The organism is Burkholderia sp. YHN3-13 (genome assembly GCF_055810675.1).
This window is the reverse complement of record NZ_JBVVNQ010000029.1, coordinates 25,849-48,854: the sequence shown is the minus strand read 5'-3', so window position 1 is coordinate 48,854 and position 23,006 is coordinate 25,849. Positions and strand designations below refer to the sequence as shown.

The 23,006-nt window shown below is 68.4% G+C and carries 17 protein-coding genes; 8 read left to right on the top strand and 9 right to left on the bottom strand.

What is annotated here, in order from left to right; translation table 11 throughout:
• The first annotated feature begins 25 nt into the window (after positions 1–25).
• A complete protein-coding gene (locus AC0KUR_RS35325) occupies positions 26–856 on the top strand; it encodes a metallophosphoesterase (RefSeq protein WP_059556980.1) in 831 nt (276 codons plus the stop codon).
• A gap of 59 nt (positions 857–915) precedes the next feature.
• Here the strand turns inward: AC0KUR_RS35325 and AC0KUR_RS35320 are convergent, their stop codons facing one another.
• Together AC0KUR_RS35320 and AC0KUR_RS35315 are read right to left on the bottom strand one after the other, a co-directional pair.
• Positions 916–1,068 carry a hypothetical protein gene (locus AC0KUR_RS35320; RefSeq protein WP_006476208.1) on the bottom strand — a complete coding sequence of 51 codons (153 nt, stop codon included), beginning with the start codon at positions 1,066–1,068 and terminating at the stop codon, positions 916–918.
• Between the two features lie 117 nt (positions 1,069–1,185).
• The gene (locus AC0KUR_RS35315; protein ID WP_034191161.1) at positions 1,186–2,127 is read right to left on the bottom strand and encodes a LysR family transcriptional regulator; all 942 of its coding nucleotides are present in this window, start codon (positions 2,125–2,127) and stop codon (positions 1,186–1,188) included.
• A 157-nt stretch (positions 2,128–2,284) separates the two neighbouring features.
• Here AC0KUR_RS35315 and AC0KUR_RS35310 point away from each other — a divergent pair, with 157 nt between their 5' ends.
• From AC0KUR_RS35310 to AC0KUR_RS35295, 4 genes are read left to right on the top strand one after another with little or no spacing between them, the layout of a single operon-like run.
• The gene (locus AC0KUR_RS35310) at positions 2,285–3,883 is read left to right on the top strand and encodes an efflux transporter outer membrane subunit (RefSeq protein ID WP_473377202.1); all 1,599 of its coding nucleotides are present in this window, start codon (positions 2,285–2,287) and stop codon (positions 3,881–3,883) included.
• A gap of 15 nt (positions 3,884–3,898) precedes the next feature.
• On the top strand, positions 3,899–6,103 hold the full coding sequence (locus AC0KUR_RS35305; protein ID WP_301740730.1) for an FUSC family protein: 2,205 nt from the start codon (positions 3,899–3,901) through the stop codon (positions 6,101–6,103).
• Positions 6,100–6,303, top strand: coding sequence for a DUF1656 domain-containing protein (locus tag AC0KUR_RS35300; RefSeq protein ID WP_011351756.1), 204 nt, complete (start codon positions 6,100–6,102; stop codon positions 6,301–6,303). The genes AC0KUR_RS35305 and AC0KUR_RS35300 overlap by 4 nt, the downstream gene beginning before the upstream one ends.
• Before the next feature lie 12 nt (positions 6,304–6,315).
• Complete coding sequence (locus AC0KUR_RS35295; protein WP_014897260.1) at positions 6,316–7,191, top strand: efflux RND transporter periplasmic adaptor subunit; 876 nt, start codon at positions 6,316–6,318, stop codon at positions 7,189–7,191.
• Between the two features lie 21 nt (positions 7,192–7,212).
• Here AC0KUR_RS35295 and AC0KUR_RS35290 read toward each other — a convergent pair whose 3' ends face one another.
• A complete protein-coding gene (locus AC0KUR_RS35290; protein WP_034191164.1) occupies positions 7,213–8,886 on the bottom strand; it encodes a methyl-accepting chemotaxis protein in 1,674 nt (557 codons plus the stop codon).
• Between the two features lie 403 nt (positions 8,887–9,289).
• Between AC0KUR_RS35290 and AC0KUR_RS35285 the strand changes: the two genes are divergently transcribed.
• Positions 9,290–10,528 (top strand): MFS transporter, encoded by a 1,239-nt coding sequence (locus tag AC0KUR_RS35285; RefSeq protein WP_034191165.1) that lies wholly within the window; start codon positions 9,290–9,292, stop codon positions 10,526–10,528.
• A gap of 66 nt (positions 10,529–10,594) precedes the next feature.
• On the opposite strand, the gene AC0KUR_RS35280 is transcribed toward AC0KUR_RS35285, so the two are convergent.
• A complete protein-coding gene (locus tag AC0KUR_RS35280; RefSeq protein WP_473377204.1) occupies positions 10,595–11,389 on the bottom strand; it encodes a 5'-methylthioadenosine/adenosylhomocysteine nucleosidase in 795 nt (264 codons plus the stop codon).
• The gene (locus AC0KUR_RS35275; protein ID WP_034191167.1) at positions 11,389–13,752 is read right to left on the bottom strand and encodes a UvrD-helicase domain-containing protein; all 2,364 of its coding nucleotides are present in this window, start codon (positions 13,750–13,752) and stop codon (positions 11,389–11,391) included. Before AC0KUR_RS35275 ends, AC0KUR_RS35280 begins: the two co-directional genes overlap by 1 nt.
• Positions 13,753–13,965: 213 nt before the next feature.
• On the opposite strand from AC0KUR_RS35275, the gene AC0KUR_RS35270 reads away from it, so the two are divergent.
• Both AC0KUR_RS35270 and galU read left to right on the top strand, forming a co-directional pair.
• Positions 13,966–16,833 carry a valine--tRNA ligase gene (locus AC0KUR_RS35270; protein WP_034191168.1) on the top strand — a complete coding sequence of 956 codons (2,868 nt, stop codon included), beginning with the start codon at positions 13,966–13,968 and terminating at the stop codon, positions 16,831–16,833.
• An 87-nt stretch (positions 16,834–16,920) separates the two neighbouring features.
• Positions 16,921–17,802, top strand: a complete 882-nt coding sequence (gene galU / locus AC0KUR_RS35265) for a UTP--glucose-1-phosphate uridylyltransferase GalU (protein ID WP_034191169.1) — start codon at positions 16,921–16,923, stop codon at positions 17,800–17,802.
• A gap of 52 nt (positions 17,803–17,854) precedes the next feature.
• On the opposite strand, the gene AC0KUR_RS35260 is transcribed toward galU, so the two are convergent.
• From AC0KUR_RS35260 to AC0KUR_RS35245, 4 genes are read right to left on the bottom strand one after another with little or no spacing between them, the layout of a single operon-like run.
• A complete protein-coding gene (locus AC0KUR_RS35260; RefSeq protein ID WP_034191170.1) occupies positions 17,855–18,469 on the bottom strand; it encodes a DUF4136 domain-containing protein in 615 nt (204 codons plus the stop codon).
• A 37-nt stretch (positions 18,470–18,506) separates the two neighbouring features.
• The gene (locus tag AC0KUR_RS35255) at positions 18,507–20,894 is read right to left on the bottom strand and encodes a CHASE2 domain-containing protein (RefSeq protein WP_473377201.1); all 2,388 of its coding nucleotides are present in this window, start codon (positions 20,892–20,894) and stop codon (positions 18,507–18,509) included.
• 10 nt (positions 20,895–20,904) lie between these two features.
• Positions 20,905–22,266, bottom strand: coding sequence for a FecR family protein (locus AC0KUR_RS35250; RefSeq protein WP_059556985.1), 1,362 nt, complete (start codon positions 22,264–22,266; stop codon positions 20,905–20,907).
• On the bottom strand, positions 22,263–22,967 hold the full coding sequence (locus tag AC0KUR_RS35245; protein ID WP_006490421.1) for a response regulator transcription factor: 705 nt from the start codon (positions 22,965–22,967) through the stop codon (positions 22,263–22,265). Before AC0KUR_RS35245 ends, AC0KUR_RS35250 begins: the two co-directional genes overlap by 4 nt.
• Positions 22,968–23,006: the final 39 nt, after the last annotated feature.

Below are 23,006 nucleotides of genomic sequence, written 5' to 3'. Positions count from 1 at the left end.
AGCCGCCCACTTCGGAGCCCCGCCCGTGAAAATCCGCGTCCTGTCCGACCTGCATCTCGAAAGCAACCTGCCCGATGCGATCCCGCACGCCGACGCGGATCTCGTCGTGCTGGCCGGCGACATCCACAATCACGCGGAAGGCCTGCGCTGGGCCGCCGAAACGTTCGACCCCGCCGTGCCCGTGATCTACGTGCCGGGCAACCACGAGTACTACGACGGGGAATTCGGCGCGCTGGAGACGGCGATGCGTGACGCCGCGCACTCGCTCGACAACCTGCATTACCTGAACAACGGCGTCTACGTCGATCCCGGGCAACGCTTCCGCGTGCTCGGCACGACGCTCTGGGCCGATTTTTCGCTGTTCGGCCAAGACGAAGCCAGCCAGGCCGGCGCAATCGAGGCCGCGCTGCGCGTGATGCTCGATTTCAAGGGACTGATCCAGGTGACGTGGCCGCACGACGCGGCGCTGCATGCGGCGCCGGGTGCGCCTGAACGGGATTTCTCGCCGGCCGACGCGATCGCGCTGCACCGGCAAAGCCGGACCTGGCTGGAAACGCGGCTCGCGACACCGTTCGCGGGCAAGACGATCGTCGTCACCCATCATGCGCCACATCGGCGCTCGCTGGCTGAACGTTATGCGACGGATCTCGCTTCGGCGGGGTTCGTGACGGACATGGCGGAACTGGTGCGGCCGCCGGTGGATCTGTGGCTCCACGGCCACACTCATACGTCATTCGACTATGTTGCGGACGGCGGCACGCGCGTGGTGTGCAACCCGCGCGGCTACCTTCACCGTCGTACCGGCGAACGGGAAAATCCCGCGTTCGCGTGGGACAAGGTGGTCGAGCTCGGCTGAACACCGGCTCGCCAGGCCGCCTTGCGCGGCCTGCCCGCCTCCCCGCGCGTACGGCAGGATCAGCGGCCGGGGCGGCGCGGCTCGCGCACCCGTACCGGAACCGGCTTCATCTGCGCCTTCGCCTTCATCGCACGCAGCAGGTCGCGGGTCGCCGCGGCGGCAGCGGCTGCGCCCAGCAGGACGCCAAGGCCGATCATCAGGTGCGTATCCATCGCTACTCCGGGGTTGCGTATCTCGTTAATCCCTACAGTATCAAACTGTCTGACACGCGTTCGTAAAAAAATGTTGCGTGAAGGACAAATCTCGTCAGATGGCGGCCAACCGCGCCGTCATGTCGCACGCGTGTATTGCTCGAGCGCGGCCTCGTCGGCCTTGAGCGTGACCGGCAACTCGTCGCGCAGGAAATCGACCCAGGTGCGGATTTTCGCGTCGAGGTACTGGCGCGACGGGTACAGCGCGTAGATGTTCATCACGTGCGACCGGTACTCCGGCATCACGCGCACGATGTGCCCGCTGCGCAGCCAGCCGATCGCCGAATAGAGCGGCAGCCCGCCGATCCCCATCCCCTCCCGCACGGCCACCGCAAGCGCCTCGGCGACGTTCACGCGAAACGGCGGCGCCGCGATCGGGACGACCTCGTCGCCGTTCGGCCCCGCCAGCGCCCATTCGTCGAAGTGAAAGCCCGGCGCGACCATCCCGAGGCACACGTGCTGCGCGAGATCGGCCGGCCGCTGCGGCACGCCATGCGCCTCGACGTAGCCGGGCGACGCACACACGACGCTGTAGCTCTCGCCGAGCCGCTGCGACACGAGCCCCGAATCGGGCAGGTCGCGGCCGACGACGATCGCCACGTCGTACCCCTCGTCGAGCAGGTCGGGCATCCGCTGCGCGAGCGTCAGCTCGACGTGCACGTCCGGATAACGCTCGCGGTAGCGCGCGATCGCCGGCACCAGGTAGTGCTGGCCGAGGCTCGTGAAGCAATGGACCTTCAGCTTGCCCGACGGGCGCGCGTGCGCGTCGCCGGCCTCGGCTTCGGCCTGGTCGACGTACGCCAGGATCTGCTCGCAGCGCTGCAGATAGCGCTCGCCGGCTTCGGTCAACGCGATCCGGCGCGTCGTGCGGTTCAGGAGACGCGTGCGCAAGTGCGCCTCGAGATCCGAGACCGCGCGCGACGCGTAGGCGGTGGTCGAATTCATCTGCTGGGCGGCCGCGGTAAAGCTTCCCGCGTCCACCACGCGGACGAACACCCGCATGTTTTGTAGCGTATCCATCCCATTACCCGTTTGAATCCGGACGGATTGTTGCACAGGGGCCAACAAATATTATCTCAGGATTCGTAAAAATGACTTGCACCGTTGTCCATTTATTCAGGAATCACTGAAAAATATAATCGCATCCGACTCATCTATATCCGAAAGGGAGAAAATCGTGCAGTCTCCGGCGACAAAAGGGACGCTCGCACTGGCGGTTCTTGCAGTCTCATTAATAATGGCCGGTTGTGCGAGCATGGGCGACAACAAGACCCAGTCCACGCGTATCGAAGCGAACACGCTCGACGCCGGCGCGGCCATCCGCGCGGCCGACCGCGACGCCGGCTGGCCCGCCGCCGACTGGTGGCGCGCATACCGCGACCCGCAGCTCGATGCATGGATCGCCACCGCCCAGGCCGGCAATCCGACCCTCGCGGCGGCCGAGGCCCGCGTGCGCGAAGCGCAGGCGATGGCGCGCGTCGCCCGGTCGGCCGAACTGCCGCAGATCAACGGCAATCTGTCGCTGATGCGCCAGCACTGGCCGGACAACGTGTACTACGGCCCGGGCCCGCTCGCGAACACCGACACCTGGAACAATACCGGCACCCTCGGCCTGTCGTACCACCTCGACCTGTGGGGCAAGGACAAGAACGCGACCGAGCGCGCGCTCGACACCGCACATGCGACCGCCGCCGACGCGCGTGCGGCGAAGCTCGAACTCGAAGTCAACGTGGTGCGCGCGTATGTCGGCATGTCGATGAACTATGCGCTGCTCGACCTCGCGCATGAAACGTTCGAACGCCAGCGTTCGCTCGCCGATCTCGCGCGCAAGCGGCTGCAGGCAGGCCTCGGCACGCAGCTCGAAGTGAGCCAGGCGGAATCGACGCTGCCCGACTACGAGCGCCAGATAGACAGCTATGAGGAAGCGATCCAGCTCGCGCGCCACCAGCTCGCCGCACTGGCCGGCAAGGGCCCGGGCGCCGGCGACGCGATCAAGCGGCCGCGACTGTCGCTCGATGCGCCGGCCGGGCTGCCGTCGGCGCTGCCGGCCGACCTGCTCGGCCGCCGCCCCGACGTCGTCGCGGCGCGCTGGACGGTCGATGCGCAGGCACGCGGCATCGACGTCGCGAAGGCATCGTTCTACCCGAACATCGACCTGCTCGCGACGGTCGGCGGCTTCGGCGTGACCGCGCCGTTCACCGACTTCCTGCGCGCGATGAACGGCGGCTGGACGGCCGGCCCCGCGCTGTCGCTGCCGATCTTCGAAGGCGGCCGGCTGCGTGCGCAGCTCGGCGCGGCGAACGCCGGCTACGACCAGGCGGTCGAGCGCTACAACCAGACGATCGTCGGCGCGCTCAAGGACATCGCCGACCAGGTCGTGCGGATCCGCTCGCTCGATACGCAGAAGAAAGACGCCGCGCGCTCGGTGGCGGCCAACGACCGCAGCTACCAGTTGTCGCGCGAAGGCTTCCGTCGCGGGCTGACCGATTACGTGAACGTGCTGGTCGCGCAACAGCAGTTGCTGCGCGCGCAGGAGACGGCCGCCCGCATCGATGCGGAACGCCTCGCCGCGCATGCGCAGCTGATGGCCGCGCTCGGCGGCGGCGTCGAGACGGGCGAGGATGTGCCGCACGACGAAACGCCGGCCGCCGGCACGCCGGAAAACGGCGGCCCGCAAGCGCCTTCCGGCGCACCGGCCACGAAACCGTCGGCGGCCGTCGCGCGGCCCGCAACGGTCGCGACGACCGGCACGTCCGGCTCGCCGGCCGCGCGGTAACGCGGAGCAACCGCCATGTCAGCCTCCTCCCCCGCTTCCACGCCCGCCGGCGGCCCGTTCGCGGCCTGGTCCGCCGCGTTCGGCGACTGGGCCCGCACCGACGGCGCCGCGTGGCTCTATCTGTTCAAGGCGCTGCTCGCCGCGTTCATCGCGACCGGCGTGTCGATGCGGCTCGACCTGCCCGCGCCGAAAACGGCGATGACGACGGTGTTCATCGTGATGCAGCCGCAAAGCGGCGCGGTGCTCGCGAAGAGCTTCTACCGCGTCGCCGGCACGATCTTCGGGCTCATCGCGACGCTCACGTTCGTCGGGCTGTTCCCGCAGCAACCGCAGTTGTTCCTGCTGGCCGTCGCGCTGTGGGTCGCGCTGTGCACGGCCGGCGCCGCGCGCAACCGCAACTTCCGCAGCTACGGCTTCCTGCTGGCCGGCTATACGACCGCGCTGATCGGACTGCCCGCGTCGCAGCACCCGGACGGCGCGTTCATGAGCGCGATGACGCGCGTGGCCGAAATCATGGTCGGAATCGTGTCGGCCGGTGTGGTCAGCGCGCTCGTGTTTCCGCAGACCACCGGCGAACAGATGCGCACGACGGTACGCAAGCGCTTCGGCAGCTTCGTCGACTACGTTGCGTCGGCGCTGTCGGGCAAGCTCGATCGCGCGCATATCGAAACCATCCATACGCGCTTCGTCGCCGACGTGGTCGGGTTCGAGGCCGCGCGCAGCATGGCCGTGTTCGAGGATCCGGACACGCGGATGCGCAGCGGCCGCCTCGCGCGACTGAACAGCGAATTCATGAGCGCGTCGAGCCGCTTCCATGCGCTGCACCAGCTGATGAACCGGCTGCATGCGGCCGGCGCGCAGGCCGCGATCGACGCGATCGAGCCGTATTTCCGCGAAATCGCGCCGCTGCTGCTGACGCAGGCCGGCGAACCGGTGCGCACGGCGGCCGACGCGGGCCACGCGGCCGAGCAACTGCTCGCCTGGCGCGACGCGCTGCCGCGCCGCATCCGTGCGACGCGCGCGACGCTCGAAACGCAGCCGGACTTTCCGCTGCTCGACTTCGACACGGCCGCCGAGCTGCTGTACCGCTTCATCACCGACCTGCACGAGTACGCGGCCACCTACGCGTCGCTGTCGACCGCGACGCACGAGCGCGAACGCTGGATCGAGCGCTACGAGCCGCGCACCAACCTCACCGCGATGGTGATCGCGGCGATCCGCACCGCGACCGTGATCCTCGTGCTCGGCTGGTTCTGGATCGAGACCGCGTGGCCGAGCGGCGTGACGCTCACGCTGACGGCGGCGGCCACCTGCGCCCTCGCGTCGTCGACGCCGCGCCCGACCGCGATGTCCGCGCAGATGGGCATGGGCACGGCGCTCGCCGTCTGCACCGGCTTCCTGCTGACGTTCGGCATCTATCCGCACATCGACGGGTTCCCGCTGCTGTGCGTCGCGCTCGCGCCGCTGCTCGCGATCGGCATCTTCATGACGCTGAAGCCGAAGCTCGCCGGGTATGGAATGGGCTACCTGATTTTCTTCAGCTTCCTCGCCGGTCCGGACAACATCACGCACTACGATCCGACCAGCTTCATGAACGATGCGCTCGCGCTCGTGCTGTCGATGCTGGTGTCGGCGATCGCGTTCGCGGTACTGTTCCCGCCGACCGCGCCGTGGCTCAAGAAGCGGCTGTTCGCCGACCTCCGCCACCAGGCCGTCGCGGCCGGTCATGCACGGCTCGCCGGCTTGCGCACGCGCTTCGAAAGCGGCGCGCGCGACCTGATGTACCAGGCGCACACGCTGTCGGCCGACCAGCCCGACGTGCAGCGCGACGCGCTGCGCTGGATGTTCGCGGTGCTCGAAGCCGGCAACGCGACGATCGACCTGCGCCACGAGCTGGCGACGCTGCCGCCCGACCCGCGCTATGCGCCGGCGATGCCGTGGCGCCGCGCGATCGAGACGATGCGCACCGCGCTGGCCGCGCTGTTCTCGAAGCCGAACGCCGCGCGGTTCGACGCGACGCTCGCCGCGACCAATGCGGCGATCGACGCGACGCGGCAGACGCTCGATGCGTTCGAGCCGTCGCGCGAGGAGCGCCACCGGCTGCAGCGCATCCTGAGCCACCTGCATTTCGTGCGTACCGCGCTGCTCGATCCGGAATCGCCGCTCGAGCCGCTTCACCGCAACCGCCCCGTGCGTCCCCAACCAGGAGCCTCGTCATGATGCCGCGTGAAATCGCCATTCTCGATGCCTACATGCCCACGGTGGTGCTGATGTTCGTCCTGGGCGCGCTCGCGACCTGGGCCGTCGACCGCCTGCTCGCCTATACGGGCCTCTACCGCCTCGTCTGGCACCCGTCGCTGTTCCGGGCCTGCCTTCTCGTCTGCATTTGCGGCGGACTGAGTCTCGCCGTTTACCGTTGATTCCGAACCATCATGATTCTCAGAAAACTCTTCGGCTTCGTCGCGACCGCCGTCATCCTTCTCGTCGCGATCCTGATCGGGCGCTCGCTGTGGGTGCACTACATGGACGATCCGTGGACGCGCGACGGGCGCGTGCGCGCCGAGATCGTCAACGTCGCGCCGGACGTGTCGGGCGCGATCGTCGAGCTGCCCGTGCATGACAACCAGCTCGTGAAAAAAGGCGACCTGATCATGCAGATCGACCCGTCGCACTACCAGATCGCGGTCGAGCAGGCGCAGGCGGCCGTCGCCGCCCGCCGCGCGGAACTGCAGATGCGTCGCGACGACGCGGCCCGCCGCGCGGACCTCGACGCGCTCGTCGTGTCGAAGGAAAACCGCGAGAATGCCGCGCACAGCGCGTCGAGCGCCGATGCGCAGTACCAGCAGGCGATCGCCGCGCTCGACGCCGCGAAGCTCAACCTCGAGCGCACGCGCGTCGTCGCGCCGGTCGACGGCTACATCACGAACCTGCAGACGTTCAAGGGCAACTACGCGGTGGCCGGCCAGGCGAAGCTCGCGATCGTCGACAGCCACTCGTTCTGGGTCTACGGCTACTTCGAGGAAACCAAGCTGCCGCGCGTGAAGATCGGCGCGCCGGCCGAGATGCGGCTGATGAGCGGCGGCGTGATGAAGGGCCACGTCGAGAGCATCTCGCGCGGCATCTACGATCGCGACAATCCGCAAAGCCGCGACCTCGTCGCGGACGTGAACCCGACCTTCAACTGGGTGCGCCTCGCGCAGCGCGTGCCGGTACGCATCCGGATCGACGAAGTACCGGCCGACGTGGTGCTGTCGGCGGGCACGACCTGCACGGTCATCATCGATCCGGACAAGCAGAAGAAGTCGTAACCGCCGCGCGCCGCGCGGCGCTCAGGCCGCGAGGCGGAACCGCCCGACCAGCCGCTTCAATGCCTGGGCCTGCTCGTCGAGCGCGTTGGCGGCAGCGGCCGCCTGCTCGACGAGCGCCGCGTTCTGCTGCGTGCCGGCGTCCATCTGCGTGACCGCGCGGCCGATCTCGTCGATCCCGGCGCTCTGCTCGTCCGACGCCGCCGAAATCTCGCCGATGATGTCGGTCACGCGCTTGACCGCGCGCACGACGTCGCCCATCGTGCGGCCGGCGTCGTGCGCGAGCGCCGCGCCGTTCGCGACGCGCTCGACCGATGCGCCGATCAGCTCGCGGATCTCCTTCGCCGCGGTTGCCGAGCGTTGCGCGAGCAGGCGCACCTCGCCCGCGACCACCGAGAAGCCGCGCCCCTGTTCGCCGGCGCGCGCGGCCTCGACCGCCGCGTTCAGCGCCAGGATGTTGGTCTGGAACGCGATCCCCTCGATCGTGCCGATGATGTCGCGAATGTTCTTCGCGCTGTCGTCGATCTCGCTCATCGTCGCGACCACGCGCCCGACGACTTCCCCGCCCGTTTCCGCCACCGACGACGCATTGGCCGCGAGCGCGCTCGCCTGCCGCGCGTTCTCGGCGTTCTGCCGCACGGTCGACGTGAGCTGCTCCATGCTGGCCGCGGTGCGCTCGAGCGCGACGGCCTGCTGTTCGGTGCGCCGCGACAGGTCGAGGTTGCCGGTCGAAATCTCGCCGGACGCGGCCGCGATGGCCTCGGCGCTGACGGCGATCTCGCCGACGGTCGCCGCAAGCCCCGTCTGCATGTCGGCCAGCGCGCGCACCATGCTGTCGCGATCGTGCCGGCCGAGCGTGATCGGTCGCGTGAGGTCGCCGCGCGCGATGTCCGCGGCGATCGCCTTCGCGTGCGCGGGCTCGCCGCCGAGCTGCGATGCGAGGCGCCGCACGACGCGCTCGGCGATCACGATCGCGAGCACGATCAGCGCGGCCGTCATCGCGGCGATCATCGCGAACGACGACGAGAAGATCGTGGCCGACGCATCGAGCGTCGCCTTCGACTTCTCGCCGCGCGTCTTCACGAGGTCGGCGACGAGTTTCTCGAGCTTGCCGGTCTCGACCAGCAGCGATACGTCCTGCGTGCCGACCTGCCAGTTCATCTGCGACAGGTCGAGCGGCTGCGCGCGCACGAGCGTGACGAAATCACGCAAATGCGTGCTCCACGTGCCGACGGCCGTCGAGAATGCGCGCAGCCGCGCCGAATCGTCGGCATCGGCCGGATCCGCGTAGCGCTGCAGCGTGCCGAGCGCCTGGCCGATCGACGCGAGCCCCGCACCGACGTCAGCGCCGAGGTCGTCGCGCTCCTTCGCGGTGGTGGCGGTCAGCAGCATCTTCTGTGCGCGGCTCGCGCGCAGCACCTCGGCCCGAACCTCCTGCGCCGCGCGGCTCGCGACGTGCCCCTGCTCGTAGACCGACGCGATCGACGCGTTCAGGCGGCTGATCTGCCACAGCGAAAACACGCCGATCACGAGCGTGCCGGCCAGCAGGATCGCGAATGCGGCGCGCAACGTCGCCTTGACGGTCCACGGCCGGCGCTCACGCCGCGCCGCATGCGCGCGTCGTGCGGCGCGACCGGCGGCAACGTCGGGTGCGGCGGCCGCCGCACCGGGCTGTGGATGCAAAGATGCTGCTTTCATCGAACTATCCCCGTATGGATCACGCAGCCGGAAAGGTCGGTCCCGGCATTCCCGCGATGGCTGGCCATGCCGCGCGTCCCGAGCCCGCCCGGCGGGTAGCCGGTGCCGGGCGCCAAGCGCGCCTGTTGTCGTTACGTCGTTCTACGGCTGCCACCGCCGTTTCTTGAGTCCGATGAAACACCGACCGGACTCGCGCCCCCGCCGACGGAGCGAGCGCGCCGCCTGCGTTATACCCGGCCAAAAAAGCGGATACCGGCCGATCCATCGGACGAATGTCCGAATCACGACAAAACTTGGCAGGACATTCTCGATGCGCCAAATTACACTTCTTTGACGCAACAACGATTGAAAACGCGCCGATCCCCATCAGAGCGCGCCCGCCACCTCAACTCGCTCAGCTCACATGGAAACCAGCCTCGACACGGGAACCGCCGGCGCAGCCGCCGCCCAGCCGTCCGCCCCGCCCGCGCCGCGCACCGTCTACCCGGTGCTCGGCGCGATCAGCTTCTCGCACATGCTCAACGACATGATCCAGTCGTTGATCCTCGCGATCTATCCGATGCTCAAGAGCCAGTTCGCGCTGTCGTTCGCGCAGATCGGCCTGATCACGCTCACCTACCAGATCACCGCGTCGCTGCTGCAGCCGCTCGTCGGCCTCTATACCGACAAGCGTCCGAAACCGTATTCGTTGCCGGTCGGCATGGGCTTCACGCTCGCCGGGCTGCTGCTGATGTCGGTCGCATCGAGTTTCCCGATGCTGCTGGTGGCCGCGGCGCTGGTCGGCTGCGGCTCGTCGGTGTTCCATCCGGAGTCGTCGCGGGTCGCGCGGATGGCGTCGGGCGGCCAGCACGGGCTCGCGCAGTCGGTGTTCCAGGTCGGCGGCAACGCGGGCTCGGCGCTCGGGCCGCTGCTCGCCGCGCTCGTGATCATCCCGCACGGCCAGCACAGCATCGCGTGGTTCTCGGCCGCCGCGCTCGTCGCGATGATCGTGCTCACGCAGATCGGCCACTGGTACAAGAAGCATCCGTCGATGAAGAAGAAGGCCGTGTCGGCCGGCCATCCGACGCTGTCGCGCGGCCGCGTGATGGGTGCGATCGGCGTGCTGGTGCTGCTCGTGTTCTCGAAGTACTTCTACCTCGCGAGCATCAACAGCTATTTCACGTTCTACCTGATCGACAAGTTCCACCTGTCGGTGCAGGCCGCGCAGATCCACCTGTTCGTGTTCCTCGCGGCCGTGGCGGCCGGCACGCTGATCGGCGGGCCCGTCGGCGACCGGATCGGCCGCAAGTACGTGATCTGGGTATCGATCCTCGGCGTCGCGCCGTTCACGATGCTGCTGCCGTACGCGAACCTGTTCTGGACGAGCGTGCTGACCGTGATCATCGGCGTCGTGCTGGCGTCGGCGTTCGCCGCGATCCTCGTCTACGCGACCGAACTGATGCCCGGCAAGGTCGGCATGGTCGCGGGCCTGTTCTTCGGCTTCGCGTTCGGCCTCGGCGGCGTCGGCGCGGCGGTGCTCGGCCAGCTCGCCGACGCGACGAGCATCCCGTTCGTCTACAAGGTGTGCTCGTTCCTGCCGCTGATCGGCGTGCTGACGGTGTTCCTGCCGAACCTCGAAAGCAGCCGGCGCAAGCAGGCGTGACGCGCCGGCCGCGGCGTGCGCGCCGCGGCCGGTCAACCGGCTCGAAGGGGCAATACGACGGCGGCTTCAGGCCGCCGTCGTCGCATGCAGCGTCAGGAAACGCTTGAGGATGCCGGACGAATAGCTGCTCGCGATCGCCGACAGGAAGTGCGAGAACGACTGCGTCGCGTGATCGTCGGCCGTGTCGGAGATCGTGCGCACGAGCGCGAACGGCACGTCGTGTTCCGCGCACACCTGCGCGATCGCGGCGCCTTCCATTTCGACCGCGAGCGCGTCCGGCAGCGCGTCGCGCAGCGCGACGACCTCGCGCTCGCTCGACACGAAGCGGTCGCCGCTGATGACGAGCCCCGCGTGCAGCGCCGCGCCGGCGAGCCCGAAGCGCTCGGCGAACCGCGCGCCCTCGTCCGCGACGAACAGCGTGCAGGCGTCGCGCAGGCGCGCCGTCAGCGCCGCGTCGGTCGCGAAGCGCGTGATGCCGAGCAGCGGCACCTCGTAACGCGGAAAGAGCGGCGACGCGTCGAGATCGTGCTGCAGCAACGTATCGGCCACGACAACGTCGCCGACCCGCACCGTGCGCGACACGCCGCCCGCGACGCCGGTGAACACGACGCCCGACACGCCGAACACGTGGATCAGCGCGCTGACCGTCGCGGCGGCCGCGACCTTGCCGACCCGCGCGAGCGTGACGACGCAGGCCGCGCCGTGCACGGTGCCGACGTGATAGTCGCGGCGCCCGAGCATGACCGTCTTCATCGCGCCCTCGGCGCGCATCGCGGCGATCAGGTCGCCGAGCTCCTCGGGCAGCGCGGCGAGAATGCCGAGCGGGCGAGCCGAAGGCGTGAACGCTCCGTCGACGCCCATCATTCCACCGCCTGCAGTTTCGCGACCGCGAGCGCGAGCCATTTCTCGCCATGCCGCTTGAACTTCACCTGCGCCTTCGCGTCGGTGCCGTTGCCTTCGAGCGCGGTGACGGTGCCTTCGCCGAACTTGGTATGAAACACCTGCTGGCCGACCCGGAAGCCGGTGTCGGCTGCGCGCTGCTTGTTCGCGAACGCGGGCAGCGGCGCGGATACGGCCGCGTCGACGATCTGCTCGCGGCTGCCGCCGCCCGGCCGCGCGAACCAGTCGCGCCCGTACCCGGCGTTGTCCGAACGCCCGCCCCAGCGCGAGCCGGCCTCGACCTTCGGCGTCAACCACTTCAGCACGTGCTCCGGCAGTTCGTCGAAGAAGCGCGAGCGCACGTTGTAGCGGGTCTGGCCATGCAGCATCCGGCTCTGCGCGAACGACAGGTAGAGGCGCTCCTTCGCGCGCGTGATCGCGACGTACATCAGCCGGCGCTCTTCCTCGAGGCCGTCGGATTCGAGCACGCTGTTCTCGTGCGGAAACAGCCCTTCCTCGAGGCCCGTGATGAACACGGCCGAGAATTCGAGCCCTTTCGCCGCGTGCACCGTCATCAGCTGCACGGCGTCCTGGCCGGCCTGCGCCTGGTTGTCGCCGGCCTCCAGCGACGCATGCGACAGGAAGCCCGCGAGCGGCGTCATCGTGTCGGGGTTCTGCGCCGGGTCGGCGGGCGATGCGGGATCGAGCACGTCGAGCGCCGGATCGTCCGTCGCGGTGCCAAGCTCGGGCGCCGCGATCGCACCCGCGCGCAGCGGGATCGAGCGGGCCGGCGTGTCGAGCCCGTAACCTTCCTCGGCGATGAACGCGGTGGCCGCGTTCACGAGTTCCTGCAAGTTCTCGAGGCGGTCCTGGCCTTCGCGCTCGCCCTGGTAGAAATCGGCGAGACCGCTGGCGCGCACGATGTGCTCGACGGTGTCGGGCAGGTTCATGTGCTGCGTATCGGCGCGCATCTTCGCGATCAGGTTCGCGAACCCGCCGAGGCTCGTGCCGGCCTTGCCCGTCACGTACGGAATCGCGGCGGCCATCGAGCAGCCGTACAGGCGCGCGGCGTCGGCGAGCTGCTCGACCGAGCGCGCGCCGATCCCGCGGGTCGGGAAGTTCACGACGCGCGCGAACGCGGTGTCGTCGTTCGGGTTGTCGATCAGGCGCAGGTAGGCGAGCGCGTGCTTCACTTCCTGCCGCTCGAAGAAGCGCAGGCCGCCGTACACGCGGTACGGGATGCCCGACGACATCAGCGTGTGCTCGATCGAGCGCGACTGCGCGTTGCTGCGGTACAGGACGGCCACTTCGCTGCGCGCCATCCCGGTGTTGATCAGCGAGCGGATCTCCTCGACGATCCAGCCGGCTTCCTGCGAATCGGTGCTCGCCTCGTACACGCGCACGGGCTCGCCGTGTCCGGCGTCGGTACGCAGGTTCTTGCCGAGGCGGTGCGCGTTGTTCGAGATCAGCTGGTTCGCCGCGTCGAGGATGTTGCCGTGCGACCGGTAGTTCTGCTCGAGCTTGATCAGGTTGCGCACGCGGAATTCGTCTTCGAAGTCGCGCATGTTGCCGACGTTCGCGCCGCGGAACGCGTAGATCGACTGGTCGTCGTCGCCGACCGCGAAGATCGCGTTCTCGCCGCCCGCGAGCATCTTGAGCCACGCGTACTGCAGCTTGTTGGTGTCCTGGAACTCGTCGACGAGGATGTGCCGGAAGCGCGCCTGGTAGTGCGCGCGCAACGGCGCGTTGTACGCGAGCAGCTCGTAGCAGCGCAGCAGCAGCTCGGGGAAATCGACGACGCCCTCGCGCTGGCACTGCTGGTCGTACGCCTGGTACAGCTCGACGAACTTGCGGTTGAAGTTGTCGGTCGCGTCGACCTTGTCGGGGCGCAGCCCCTGCTCCTTCGCGTTGTTGATGAAGTACTGGACGTTCTTCGGCGGATACTTTTCGTCGTCGACGTTCGCGGCCTTCATCAGCCGCTTGATCGCGGACAGCTGGTCGGCCGTGTCGAGGATCTGGAACGTCTGCGGCAGGCCGGCGTCGCGCCAGTGCGTGCGCAGCATCCGGTTGCACAGGCCGTGGAACGTGCCGATCCACATCCCGCGCGTGTCGATCGGCATCATCGCCGACAGGCGCGCCATCATCTCGCGCGCGGCCTTGTTCGTGAAGGTGACGGCGAGCACGGTGGGCGGCGATGCGTAGCCCTGCTGGATCAGCCACGCGATGCGCGTGATCAGCACGCGGGTCTTGCCGCTGCCCGCCCCTGCAAGGATCAGCGCCGGTTCGTTCGGCAACGTGACGGCGGCGAGTTGTTCGGGGTTCAGATTGGCGAGCAGATCGGGCATGGAGCGGCAGCTGACGGGCAAGAAAAATGCGGACCCGACATTATAAGTCGGCCGCGCGATGCCGTTCCCGATCCGTTCGGCCGCATGTTGCGCACGCGTGGCGGGCCCGTCGCGACGGGCCCGTGCGGGCAAGGCGATGGCTGGGCGATGGGCATCCATTTATAATTGTCGGATTCGGCATCCAATTCACGCATTTTTCGGCAGATTTCCAACATGAGCGACAACACGCTTGCGAAGAGCTTCGAGCCCCATACCATCGAGTCCCAATGGGGGCCGGAGTGGGAAAAACGCGGTTATGCCGCCCCGGCATTCGATCCGTCCCGCCCCGATTTCGCGATCCAGTTGCCGCCGCCGAACGTGACGGGCACGCTGCACATGGGCCACGCGTTCAACCAGACGATCATGGACGGCCTCGCCCGCTACCACCGGATGCTCGGCGAGAACACGCTGTGGGTGCCCGGCACCGACCACGCGGGGATCGCCACGCAGATCGTCGTCGAGCGCCAGCTCGACGCGCAGGGCGTCTCGCGCCACGATCTCGGCCGCGAGCAGTTCGTCGAGCGCGTGTGGGAATGGAAGGAAAAGTCCGGTTCGACGATCACGGGCCAGGTGCGCCGCCTCGGCGCGTCGACCGACTGGTCGCGCGAGTACTTCACGATGGACGACAAGATGTCGGCCGCCGTGCGCGACGTGTTCGTCACGCTCTACGAACAGGGCCTGATCTACCGCGGCAAGCGCCTCGTCAACTGGGATCCGGTGCTGCTCACCGCCGTGTCGGATCTCGAAGTCGCGAGCGAAGAGGAAAACGGCCACCTGTGGCACATCCGCTACCCGCTCGTCGACGGCTCGGGCTCGCTGACGGTCGCCACCACGCGCCCCGAGACGATGCTCGGCGACGTCGCGCTGATGGTCCATCCGGAAGACGAGCGTTATGCGCACCTGATCGGCAAGCTCGTCACGCTGCCGCTGACGGGCCGCGAGATCCCGGTGATCGCCGACGACTACGTCGACCGCGCGTTCGGCACGGGCGTCGTGAAGGTCACGCCCGCGCACGATTTCAACGACTACCAGGTCGGCCTGCGCCACCACCTCGCGCCGATCGAGATCCTGACGCTCGACGCGAAGATCAACGACAACGGCCCCGAGCAGTATCGCGGCCTCGACCGCTTCGACGCGCGCAAGGCGATCGTCGCGGACCTCGACGCGCAGGGCTTCCTCGATTCCGTGAAGCCGCACAAGCTGATGGTGCCGCGCGGCGACCGCACGGGCGTCGTGATCGAGCCGATGCTGACCGACCAGTGGTTCGTCGCGATGACGAAGCCGGCGCCGGAAGGCACGTTCAACCCGGGCAAGTCGATCACCGAAACGTCGCTTGACGTGGTGCGCAACGGCCAGATCAAGTTCGTGCCGGAAAACTGGACGACCACCTACTACCAGTGGCTCGAGAACATCCAGGACTGGTGCATCTCGCGCCAGCTGTGGTGGGGCCACCAGATTCCCGCGTGGTACGGCGAGAACGGCGAGGTGTTCGTCGCGCGCAACGAGGAAGAAGCGCGCGCGCAGGCCGCCGCGAAGGGTTATGCGGGCGCGCTGAAGCGCGACGAGGACGTGCTCGACACGTGGTTCTCGTCGGCGCTCGTGCCGTTCTCGTCGCTCGGCTGGCCGAACGAAACGCCCGAACTGCAGCACTTCCTGCCGTCGTCGGTGCTCGTCACGGGCTTCGACATCATCTTCTTCTGGGTCGCCCGGATGGTGATGATGACCACGCACTTCACCGGCAAGGTGCCGTTCCATACCGTCTACGTGCACGGCCTCGTGCGCGACGCGGAAGGCCAGAAGATGTCGAAGAGCAAGGGCAACACGCTCGACCCGATCGACATCGTCGACGGCATCGACCTCGAGACGCTGGTCGCGAAGCGCACGACGGGCCTGATGAACCCGAAGCAGGCCGCGACGATCGAGAAGAAGACCCGCAAGGAGTTCCCGGACGGCATCGCCGCGTTCGGCACCGACGCGCTGCGCTTCACGATGGCGTCGATGGCCACGCTCGGCCGCAACGTGAACTTCGACCTCGCGCGCTGCGAAGGCTACCGCAACTTCTGCAACAAGCTGTGGAACGCGACGCGCTTCGTGCTGATGAACTGCGAAGGCCACGACTGCGGCACCGACAAGCCGGAAGTGTGCGGCGCGGGCGACTGCGGCCCCGGCGGCTACCTCGACTTCTCGGCGGCCGACCGCTGGATCGTGTCGCTGCTGCAGCGTACCGAGGCCGACATCGCGAAGGGTTTCGCCGATTACCGCTTCGACAACATCGCCAGCAGCATCTACAAGTTCGTGTGGGACGAGTACTGCGACTGGTATCTCGAACTCGCGAAGGTGCAGATCCAGAACGGCACGCCGGAACAGCAGCGCGCGACGCGCCGCACGCTGCTGCGCGTGCTGGAAACGGTGCTGCGCCTCGCGCACCCGGTCATCCCGTTCATCACCGAGGCGCTCTGGCAGAAGGTCGCGCCGCTCGCCGGCCGTTATCCGCAGGGCAAGGCCGAGGGCGAGGCGTCGCTGATGACGCAGGCGTATCCGCTGGCGAACCTGCAGAAGATCGACGAGGCGTCCGAGCAATGGGCGGCCGACCTGAAGGCGATCGTCGACGCCTGCCGCAACCTGCGCGGCGAGATGAACCTGTCGCCGGCGACCAAGGTGCCGCTGCTGGCTGCCGGCGACGCCGAGCGCCTGCGCTCGTTCGCGCCGTACGTCCAGGCGCTCGCGCGCCTGTCGGACGTGCAGATCCTCGCGGACGAAGCGACGCTCGACAAGGAAGCGCACGGCGCCCCGATCGCGATCGTCGGCCCGAACAAGCTGGTGCTGAAGGTGGAAATCGACGTCGCGGCCGAACGCGAGCGCCTGTCGAAGGAAATCGCGCGCCTGACGGGCGAGATCGCGAAGTGCAACGCGAAGCTCGGCAACGAGGCCTTCGTCGCGAAAGCGCCGCCGGCCGTGGTCGAACAGGAGCAGAAGCGGGTCGCGGAATTCCAGAGCACGCTCGAAAAGCTGCGCGCGCAGCTCGATCGGTTGCCTGCGTAACAAACGGTAAGGTCGTTTGCGTTCACTATAATGCGAACGTGAACATAAGCCGTCTGACAAGTCGATTACAGGAATAAAGGTTCGATCATGTTGAAAGTCACCAAGGCAGTATTCCCCGTCGCCGGCCTCGGCACGCGGTTCCTGCCGGCAACGAAGGCGAGCCCGAAGGAAATGCTGCCGGTTGTCGACAAGCCGCTGATCCAGTACGCGGTGGAGGAAGCGATCGCCGCGGGCATCACCGAGATGATCTTCGTCACCGGACGCAGCAAGCGCGCGATCGAGGATCACTTCGACAAGTCGTACGAGGTCGAGGCCGAACTCGAGGCGCGCGGCAAGGAAAAGCTGCTCGAGCTCGTGCGCAGCATCAAGCCGAGCCATGTCGACTGCTTCTACGTGCGCCAGCCGGAAGCGCTCGGTCTGGGCCACGCGGTGCTGTGCGCGGAGAAGCTGGTCGCGGACAACCCGTTCGCGGTGATCCTGGCCGACGACCTGCTCGACGGCAACCCGCCGGTGATGAAGCAGATGGTCGACGTGTTCGACCACTATCACAGCTCGGTGATCGGCGTGGAAGAGATCCCGCCGTCGGAAACGAAGTCGTACGGTATCGTCGACGGCAAGGAGTGGGAAGAGTCGATCGTCAAGATGTCGGCGATCGTCGAGAAACCGGCGCCGGAAGTCGCGCCGTCGAACCTCGGCGTGGTCGGCCGCTACATCCTGAAGCCGCGGATCTTCGAGCACCTGCGCGCGCTGAAGCCGGGCGCGGGCGGCGAACTGCAGCTCACCGACGCGATCCAGGCGTTGCTCGCCGACGAACAGGTGCTGGCCTACAAGTACCAGGGCACGCGCTACGACTGCGGCAGCAAGCTCGGCTACCTGAAGGCGACGGTCGAATTCGCGCTGCGCCACCCGGAAGTCGGCACCGAGTTCGACGCGTACCTGCGCACGCGCGGCATGCAACCGGCCGCCTGACCGCGGCAAGGGCTCGCCACGGCGAGCCCGCCCTCACCTCGCCGGCCGGCGCTCAGCGCGTGTCGGCCGGCTTCACCGAGACGACGCCCGGCATCCCGCCCGCGTCGTCTTTTTTCGTCTTGACGAGCCAGCCGCTGGCGTCGTCGAACGGCAGCTTCGCCAGCGCGCTCTTCACGAGCGCCGGCGCGGCCTGCTGCGTGCCGGGATCGCGATCGCGCAGCGCAGCCGATACACGGTACACGTCGGCCCCCGAGCGCGCGTCGACGAAACGCAGCGTGAGCACGTGGCGATACACGGTGCCCATGAACGGCAGCGCGAACGGCGCCGGCCCGTCGACCGTCACGCACGCGCTGCTCGCGGCACCGCACCGGTCGGCGATTGCCGCGACCGACGCCGGCTGCGTCGCGTACGCGATCGACAGCCGGTAGCGCGCGTCCTTGAGCGGCCGCGCATCGAAGCCGCGGCGCGCGAGTTCGTCGCGCACGAGCGTCTCGATCTGCCGGTATTCGGTGTCGCCCGCCTGCGCGGCCGTCCGCACGAAATCGTAGCCGTGCGCACCGGATGCAAACGCGTTCGGCTGCCCGACCGTACTCACGCCGCTCGTCACGCCGGCGCAACCCGTCAACAGCGACGCCGCCAGTGCGGTCGCTGCCCATTCCTTTCTCATGGCTTTCCCCAAATACCTGCCGTCGTGCCCGGCCCTGTCAGGCGGACGGCTCGTCGATCGCGGGCAGCGACACCGTCACCGCGGTGCCGACACCCACTTCGCTGTCGACCGACACGCTGCCCCCATGGCGCGTGACGACCGTCTTCACAAACGCCATGCCGAGCCCGGAACCCGAGATCTCGGGCCGCTCGCCGGCATGGAATCGCTTGAAACGCTCGAACAGATGCCGCTGATCTTCCGGCGCAATGCCGTACCCCTGATCGCAAATCGTACAGAACATCCGTTTCGATGCGTGCTCGACCGTCAGCGTACACGTGATTACGGTGTCGGACGGACTGTATTTGACCGCGTTGTTCAGCAGGTTCACGAAGGCGCGCGTGATCAGCGAGCGGTCGGCGCGCACCCAGCACATGTCGGTGCCGACCTCGGTGTCGATGCGGATGTGCTTCGCCTGCGCCTGCGGCCACACCTCGTCGCTCGCGTCGATCAGCACGTCGACGAGACTCGTCACCTCGAACTGGTACGCCTGCGACTCGGCGCGCGCCAACTGCACGAACTCGTCGGCGAGCGACAGCGCGCGGTGCGCATAACGCTCGATCCGCGCGAGCAGCCCGCGCATCGCGTCGCTGTCGACGCGGTCGCGCTCGATCTCGACGAGCGCGAGGATCGACGCCTGCGGCGAGCGCATGTCGTGCGACAGCAGGTGCAGCGCTTCCTCGCGATGCCGCTCGGCCGCGTGCAGCTCGGTCACGTCGACGAGGCCGGCGATCCAGCCCGTCACGCGGCCCTGCGCGTTCGTACAGGCCGCGTAGCGCAACAGATGGTCGAGGCCGTCGCGATCGCGCACCTCGATGCCGCGCGCCATCGCGTCATGCTCGGCCTCGAGCGTCGGGTCGAGCGCGGCCGGCCAGTGCTCGCGGATCGCCGCGTCGTGCTCGGCGTTGCCGTCGACGGTCTTCATGAAGGTCAGCTCGCCGAGCGCGGTGCGCAGCGGCCGCCCTTCCGGCAGCGGCAGCGACAACCGCGACCCGTAGCGCTTCGCCGCGTGGTTCGCGATCAGCACGGTGCCGGCGAGGTCGGTCACGAAGATCGGCTCGGGCATGCTGTCGAGGCTGTCCCACACGAAGCGCTTCATGTCCTGCACACGCTGCGCGGCCTGCGCCATCAGCGCCATCTGCCGCTCGAGCACGTCGCCGCCGACGCTGCGCGTGCGCGGCGCCTCGGGCAGCAGGTGCGGCTCGTCGGCGAGCCGCTGCAGCTCGCGGCGCAGGTACGACATCGTCATTTCCAGGCGCCGCCAGTTCCAGATCGGGTAGACGGCGATCAGCCCGAAGATCGCCGGCGCCGGCGTCAGCCAGATGCGCGCCTCGAACAGCAGCGCCAGGCTCGCGACCGCGGCAAGCGCGGCGAGACTCATCGTCAGCAACAGCGCGCGCCACGGCGACAGCATCAGGAAACCGCCGAGCAGCGCGGCGAGCGGCAGCAGCGACGCGGCGAACAACCCCACGCGCGACGCGGGCGAGATCGCACTGCCGGTCGCCAGCATGTCGAGCACGTTCGCATGGATGTACACACCGGCCAGCGGGCCGAACTCGCCGGACACGGGTGTCGCGAAGCGGTCGTACAGCCCGGACGCCGTCACGCCGACGACGACGATCTTGCCGCGCAGCGCATCGGGTTTCACGCGCCCTTCGAGCACGTCGTCGAACGACAGCGTCGGATACGCCGGCGTGTTGCGGCTGAACGGGATCAGATAGCGGCCCTCGCCGGCCGCATCGCGCGACAGGTCGTGCGCGTTCGCGCCCGGCACGCCGCCGACCGGATGCAGCCGGCCGGCCTGGATCGCGCGGTACACGGGCACCATCAGTTGCGGCCAGCGCACGCGGCCGTCGCTTTCGAACAGCGCCACGCTGCGCACGATGCCGTCGCGATCGACTTCGAGATTGATGTGACCGAGCCCCGTCGCGCGCGCCGCGAGCGCGGCGACCGGCGGATCGACGCTGCGCGTGCCGTCCGCTTGCTCCGGGCTCAGCAGCACGGGCAGGAAGGTCGGCACGCGGCTCATCGCGTCCGCGAACGCGCGATCCTCCGGCGACGGTTCGGTGAACAGCACGTCGTAGACGACGGCGGCCGGCTGCGCGCGCGCCAGCGTGTCGAGCAGCCGCGCATGCACGTTGCGCGACCACGGCCAGCGGCCGAGCGCGGACACGCTCTGGTTGTCGATGTCGACGACGACGACGTCGGGCGACAACGGCAGGCTGCGCAGCATCAGCATCCGGTCGTAGATCAGCCCGTCGACGCTCGACGACAGGCGGCCGAGCGCGCACGCGAGGATCACCGCGATCCCGAGGCAGCCGATCGCGATCCATTCGATGAGGAAGCGGCGGCCGAGGCGCCGCCGCGGGGACACGGAATCGGGTTTCATGCGCCGCGGGTCAGCGCGACAACGTGAACGCGCTGACCGGACTGGTCTTCTCGTAGAACTTGCCGCCTTCGAACTCCTCGACGGTCACGGCCCAGAAATAGTCGCCCGGCGGCAGATGCGCGACGGTGAGCTGGCGCGCCTGCAGGCCGACCTGGTCGACGACCGGCGCGCTCAGGTCCTTCGAGCGCGACAGCACGAACCGGTAGCGCGCATCCTTGCCCGAACCGTTCGGCGACCAGCGGAACGCGTAGCCGCCGGCACCGGGCGCAGCGCTCGCGTCGAGCCCCATCACGCGACGCTCGAACGCATAGGTGCGCGGCAGCCCCTCGAGGCCGTTCGCATCGATCGCGGCGATCCGCAGGAAGTAGTTGCCGTTCGGCACGTCGCGAAACACCGCGCGCGGCGCATCGGTGCGCGTTTCGCGGAACAGGTCGAGCAACCCCGCGTCGTGCGCGAGCTGGACGTGGTAGCCGCGTGCCTGCGCGAGCGGCGCGACGTCGAACGTGACGTCGGGCTCGTCCTGCACCTTGTCCGGATGCGCGAGCGCGGGCGGGGCCAGCAGCTCGACGGGCGCCCCGACCGCGCCGGACGCCGTCGACACGCTGCCGAAATTCGCGTGCACGAGCGTCGCGTCGGCCGCCTGCCGGTGACCCGCGACGCCGACGGTGCCGTCGAGCACTTCGACACGCGTCGACGCATTGCCGGCCGCGTCGTAGTTCACGCGAAAACGCGTGCCGCGCACACCGGCCACAACGGACGGCGAGCGGATCTGGAAGCGGTCGTCGCGTTTCTTCAAATGGGTGACTTCGCTGTCGACCGAGCCGCGCGTGAGTTCGAACTCGCGATCGAGCGTGCCGGTCAGCACGGTGCGGCGCAGCGACTTCAGGTCGAGCTGGCTGTCGGGCGGCAGGCTCATGTGCGTACCATCGGCCAGCTCGATCGTCACGAAACCGTTCGGGCCCGTGCGCACGCGGTCGCCTTCCGCGAGCGTCGCGTCGTTTGCAAGCGCCGTGAAAGCGCCGCCGGACGCGCGTTCGGCCGTGCCCTGCACCGCGATCACGCGTGCGGTCAGCTTTTCCTTGCGCAGGCGCGCGACCGGCAGCTTCAGCGCGACGCCGGGCTGCAGGTGCTTCGGCGCGGGCACGCCGTTGATCTGCTGGAGCAGTTGCCAGTCGTCCGCGCCCTGCAGATAGCGCGCGGCGACGTCGTACAGCGTGTCGCCCGCCTGCGTGCGGTATACGACCGTCTTGCCCGCGGCGGCGGGCGGCTGCGCCGCCGCGTGCTGCGCGGCGAACGCACACGCGACCGCACAGGCCGCGCGCAGCGCCGCCGTGCGCAGGGTCGCCGTGCGCTGCGTGATTCCCGTCATCACTCCGGTTCTCCCTGGCCGACCCGTTCGAGCCGGTAGCCGTAGCCGTAGATCGGCGCGAGGCGATAGCCGTTCTCGGGCCGCAGGCCGAGCTTGGTGCGCAGCATCGAGATGTGCGTGTCCATCGTGCGCGACGGGATGTCGGTCGCCTGCTTCCACACGAGATCGAGGATGTGCGCGCGCGACAGCGGCCGGTCGAGGTGCTGGAACAGCAGCAGCGCGAGCTCGAATTCCTTCTGCGTGAGGCTCACGGCCTTGTCGCCGACATACGCCTGCTTCAGGTTCACGTCGAAACGGAACTGATCGAACTCGCGGACGGTGGCCTCGGCGTTGACCGGATACGCGCGGCGCAGCAGCGAGCCGATGCGCGCGCGCAGGATCGGGCCGGACACGGGCTTGACCACGTAGTCGTCGGCGCCGGCGTTGAGGATCTGCGTGATCCCCGCCTCGTCGTCGCGGCTCGTCATGAAGATGATCGGCAGGCTGTGCTCGGTCTGGTTCGCACGCACCCACTTGAGCACTTCCTCGCCGGACATGTCGGGCACGTTCCAGTCGAGCACCAGCAGATCGAACGTCTCGCGCTGCAGGCGCTTCTTCAGGGCCTTGCCTTCCTTGAACGCGTAGCATGTGTGGCCAACGGCCGTCAGCGTTTGACTGACGAAATCCGTCTGGGCCGGATCGTCATCCAGTACAGCAATTCTCATAGCACCCCGCAAATCGAAATCGATTCGTCCATTCAACTC

Excerpts from the sequence above, each read along its gene's own strand:
- AC0KUR_RS35255 (WP_473377201.1), bottom strand. The coding sequence starts at position 20,894 with ATGAAACCCGATTCCGTGTCCCCGCGGCGGCGCCTCGGCCGCCGCTTC.
- AC0KUR_RS35320 (WP_006476208.1), bottom strand. The coding sequence starts at position 1,068 with ATGGATACGCACCTGATGATCGGCCTTGGCGTCCTGCTGGGCGCAGCC.
- AC0KUR_RS35245 (WP_006490421.1), bottom strand. The coding sequence starts at position 22,967 with ATGAGAATTGCTGTACTGGATGACGATCCGGCCCAGACGGATTTCGTC.
- AC0KUR_RS35285 (WP_034191165.1), top strand. The coding sequence starts at position 9,290 with ATGGAAACCAGCCTCGACACGGGAACCGCCGGCGCAGCCGCCGCCCAG.
- galU (WP_034191169.1), top strand. The coding sequence starts at position 16,921 with ATGTTGAAAGTCACCAAGGCAGTATTCCCCGTCGCCGGCCTCGGCACG.
- AC0KUR_RS35270 (WP_034191168.1), top strand. The coding sequence starts at position 13,966 with ATGAGCGACAACACGCTTGCGAAGAGCTTCGAGCCCCATACCATCGAG.
- AC0KUR_RS35275 (WP_034191167.1), bottom strand. The coding sequence starts at position 13,752 with ATGCCCGATCTGCTCGCCAATCTGAACCCCGAACAACTCGCCGCCGTC.
- AC0KUR_RS35290 (WP_034191164.1), bottom strand. The coding sequence starts at position 8,886 with ATGAAAGCAGCATCTTTGCATCCACAGCCCGGTGCGGCGGCCGCCGCA.
- AC0KUR_RS35315 (WP_034191161.1), bottom strand. The coding sequence starts at position 2,127 with ATGGATACGCTACAAAACATGCGGGTGTTCGTCCGCGTGGTGGACGCG.
- AC0KUR_RS35260 (WP_034191170.1), bottom strand. The coding sequence starts at position 18,469 with ATGAGAAAGGAATGGGCAGCGACCGCACTGGCGGCGTCGCTGTTGACG.
- AC0KUR_RS35305 (WP_301740730.1), top strand. The coding sequence starts at position 3,899 with ATGTCAGCCTCCTCCCCCGCTTCCACGCCCGCCGGCGGCCCGTTCGCG.
- AC0KUR_RS35280 (WP_473377204.1), bottom strand. The coding sequence starts at position 11,389 with ATGGGCGTCGACGGAGCGTTCACGCCTTCGGCTCGCCCGCTCGGCATT.
- AC0KUR_RS35295 (WP_014897260.1), top strand. The coding sequence starts at position 6,316 with ATGATTCTCAGAAAACTCTTCGGCTTCGTCGCGACCGCCGTCATCCTT.
- AC0KUR_RS35300 (WP_011351756.1), top strand. The coding sequence starts at position 6,100 with ATGATGCCGCGTGAAATCGCCATTCTCGATGCCTACATGCCCACGGTG.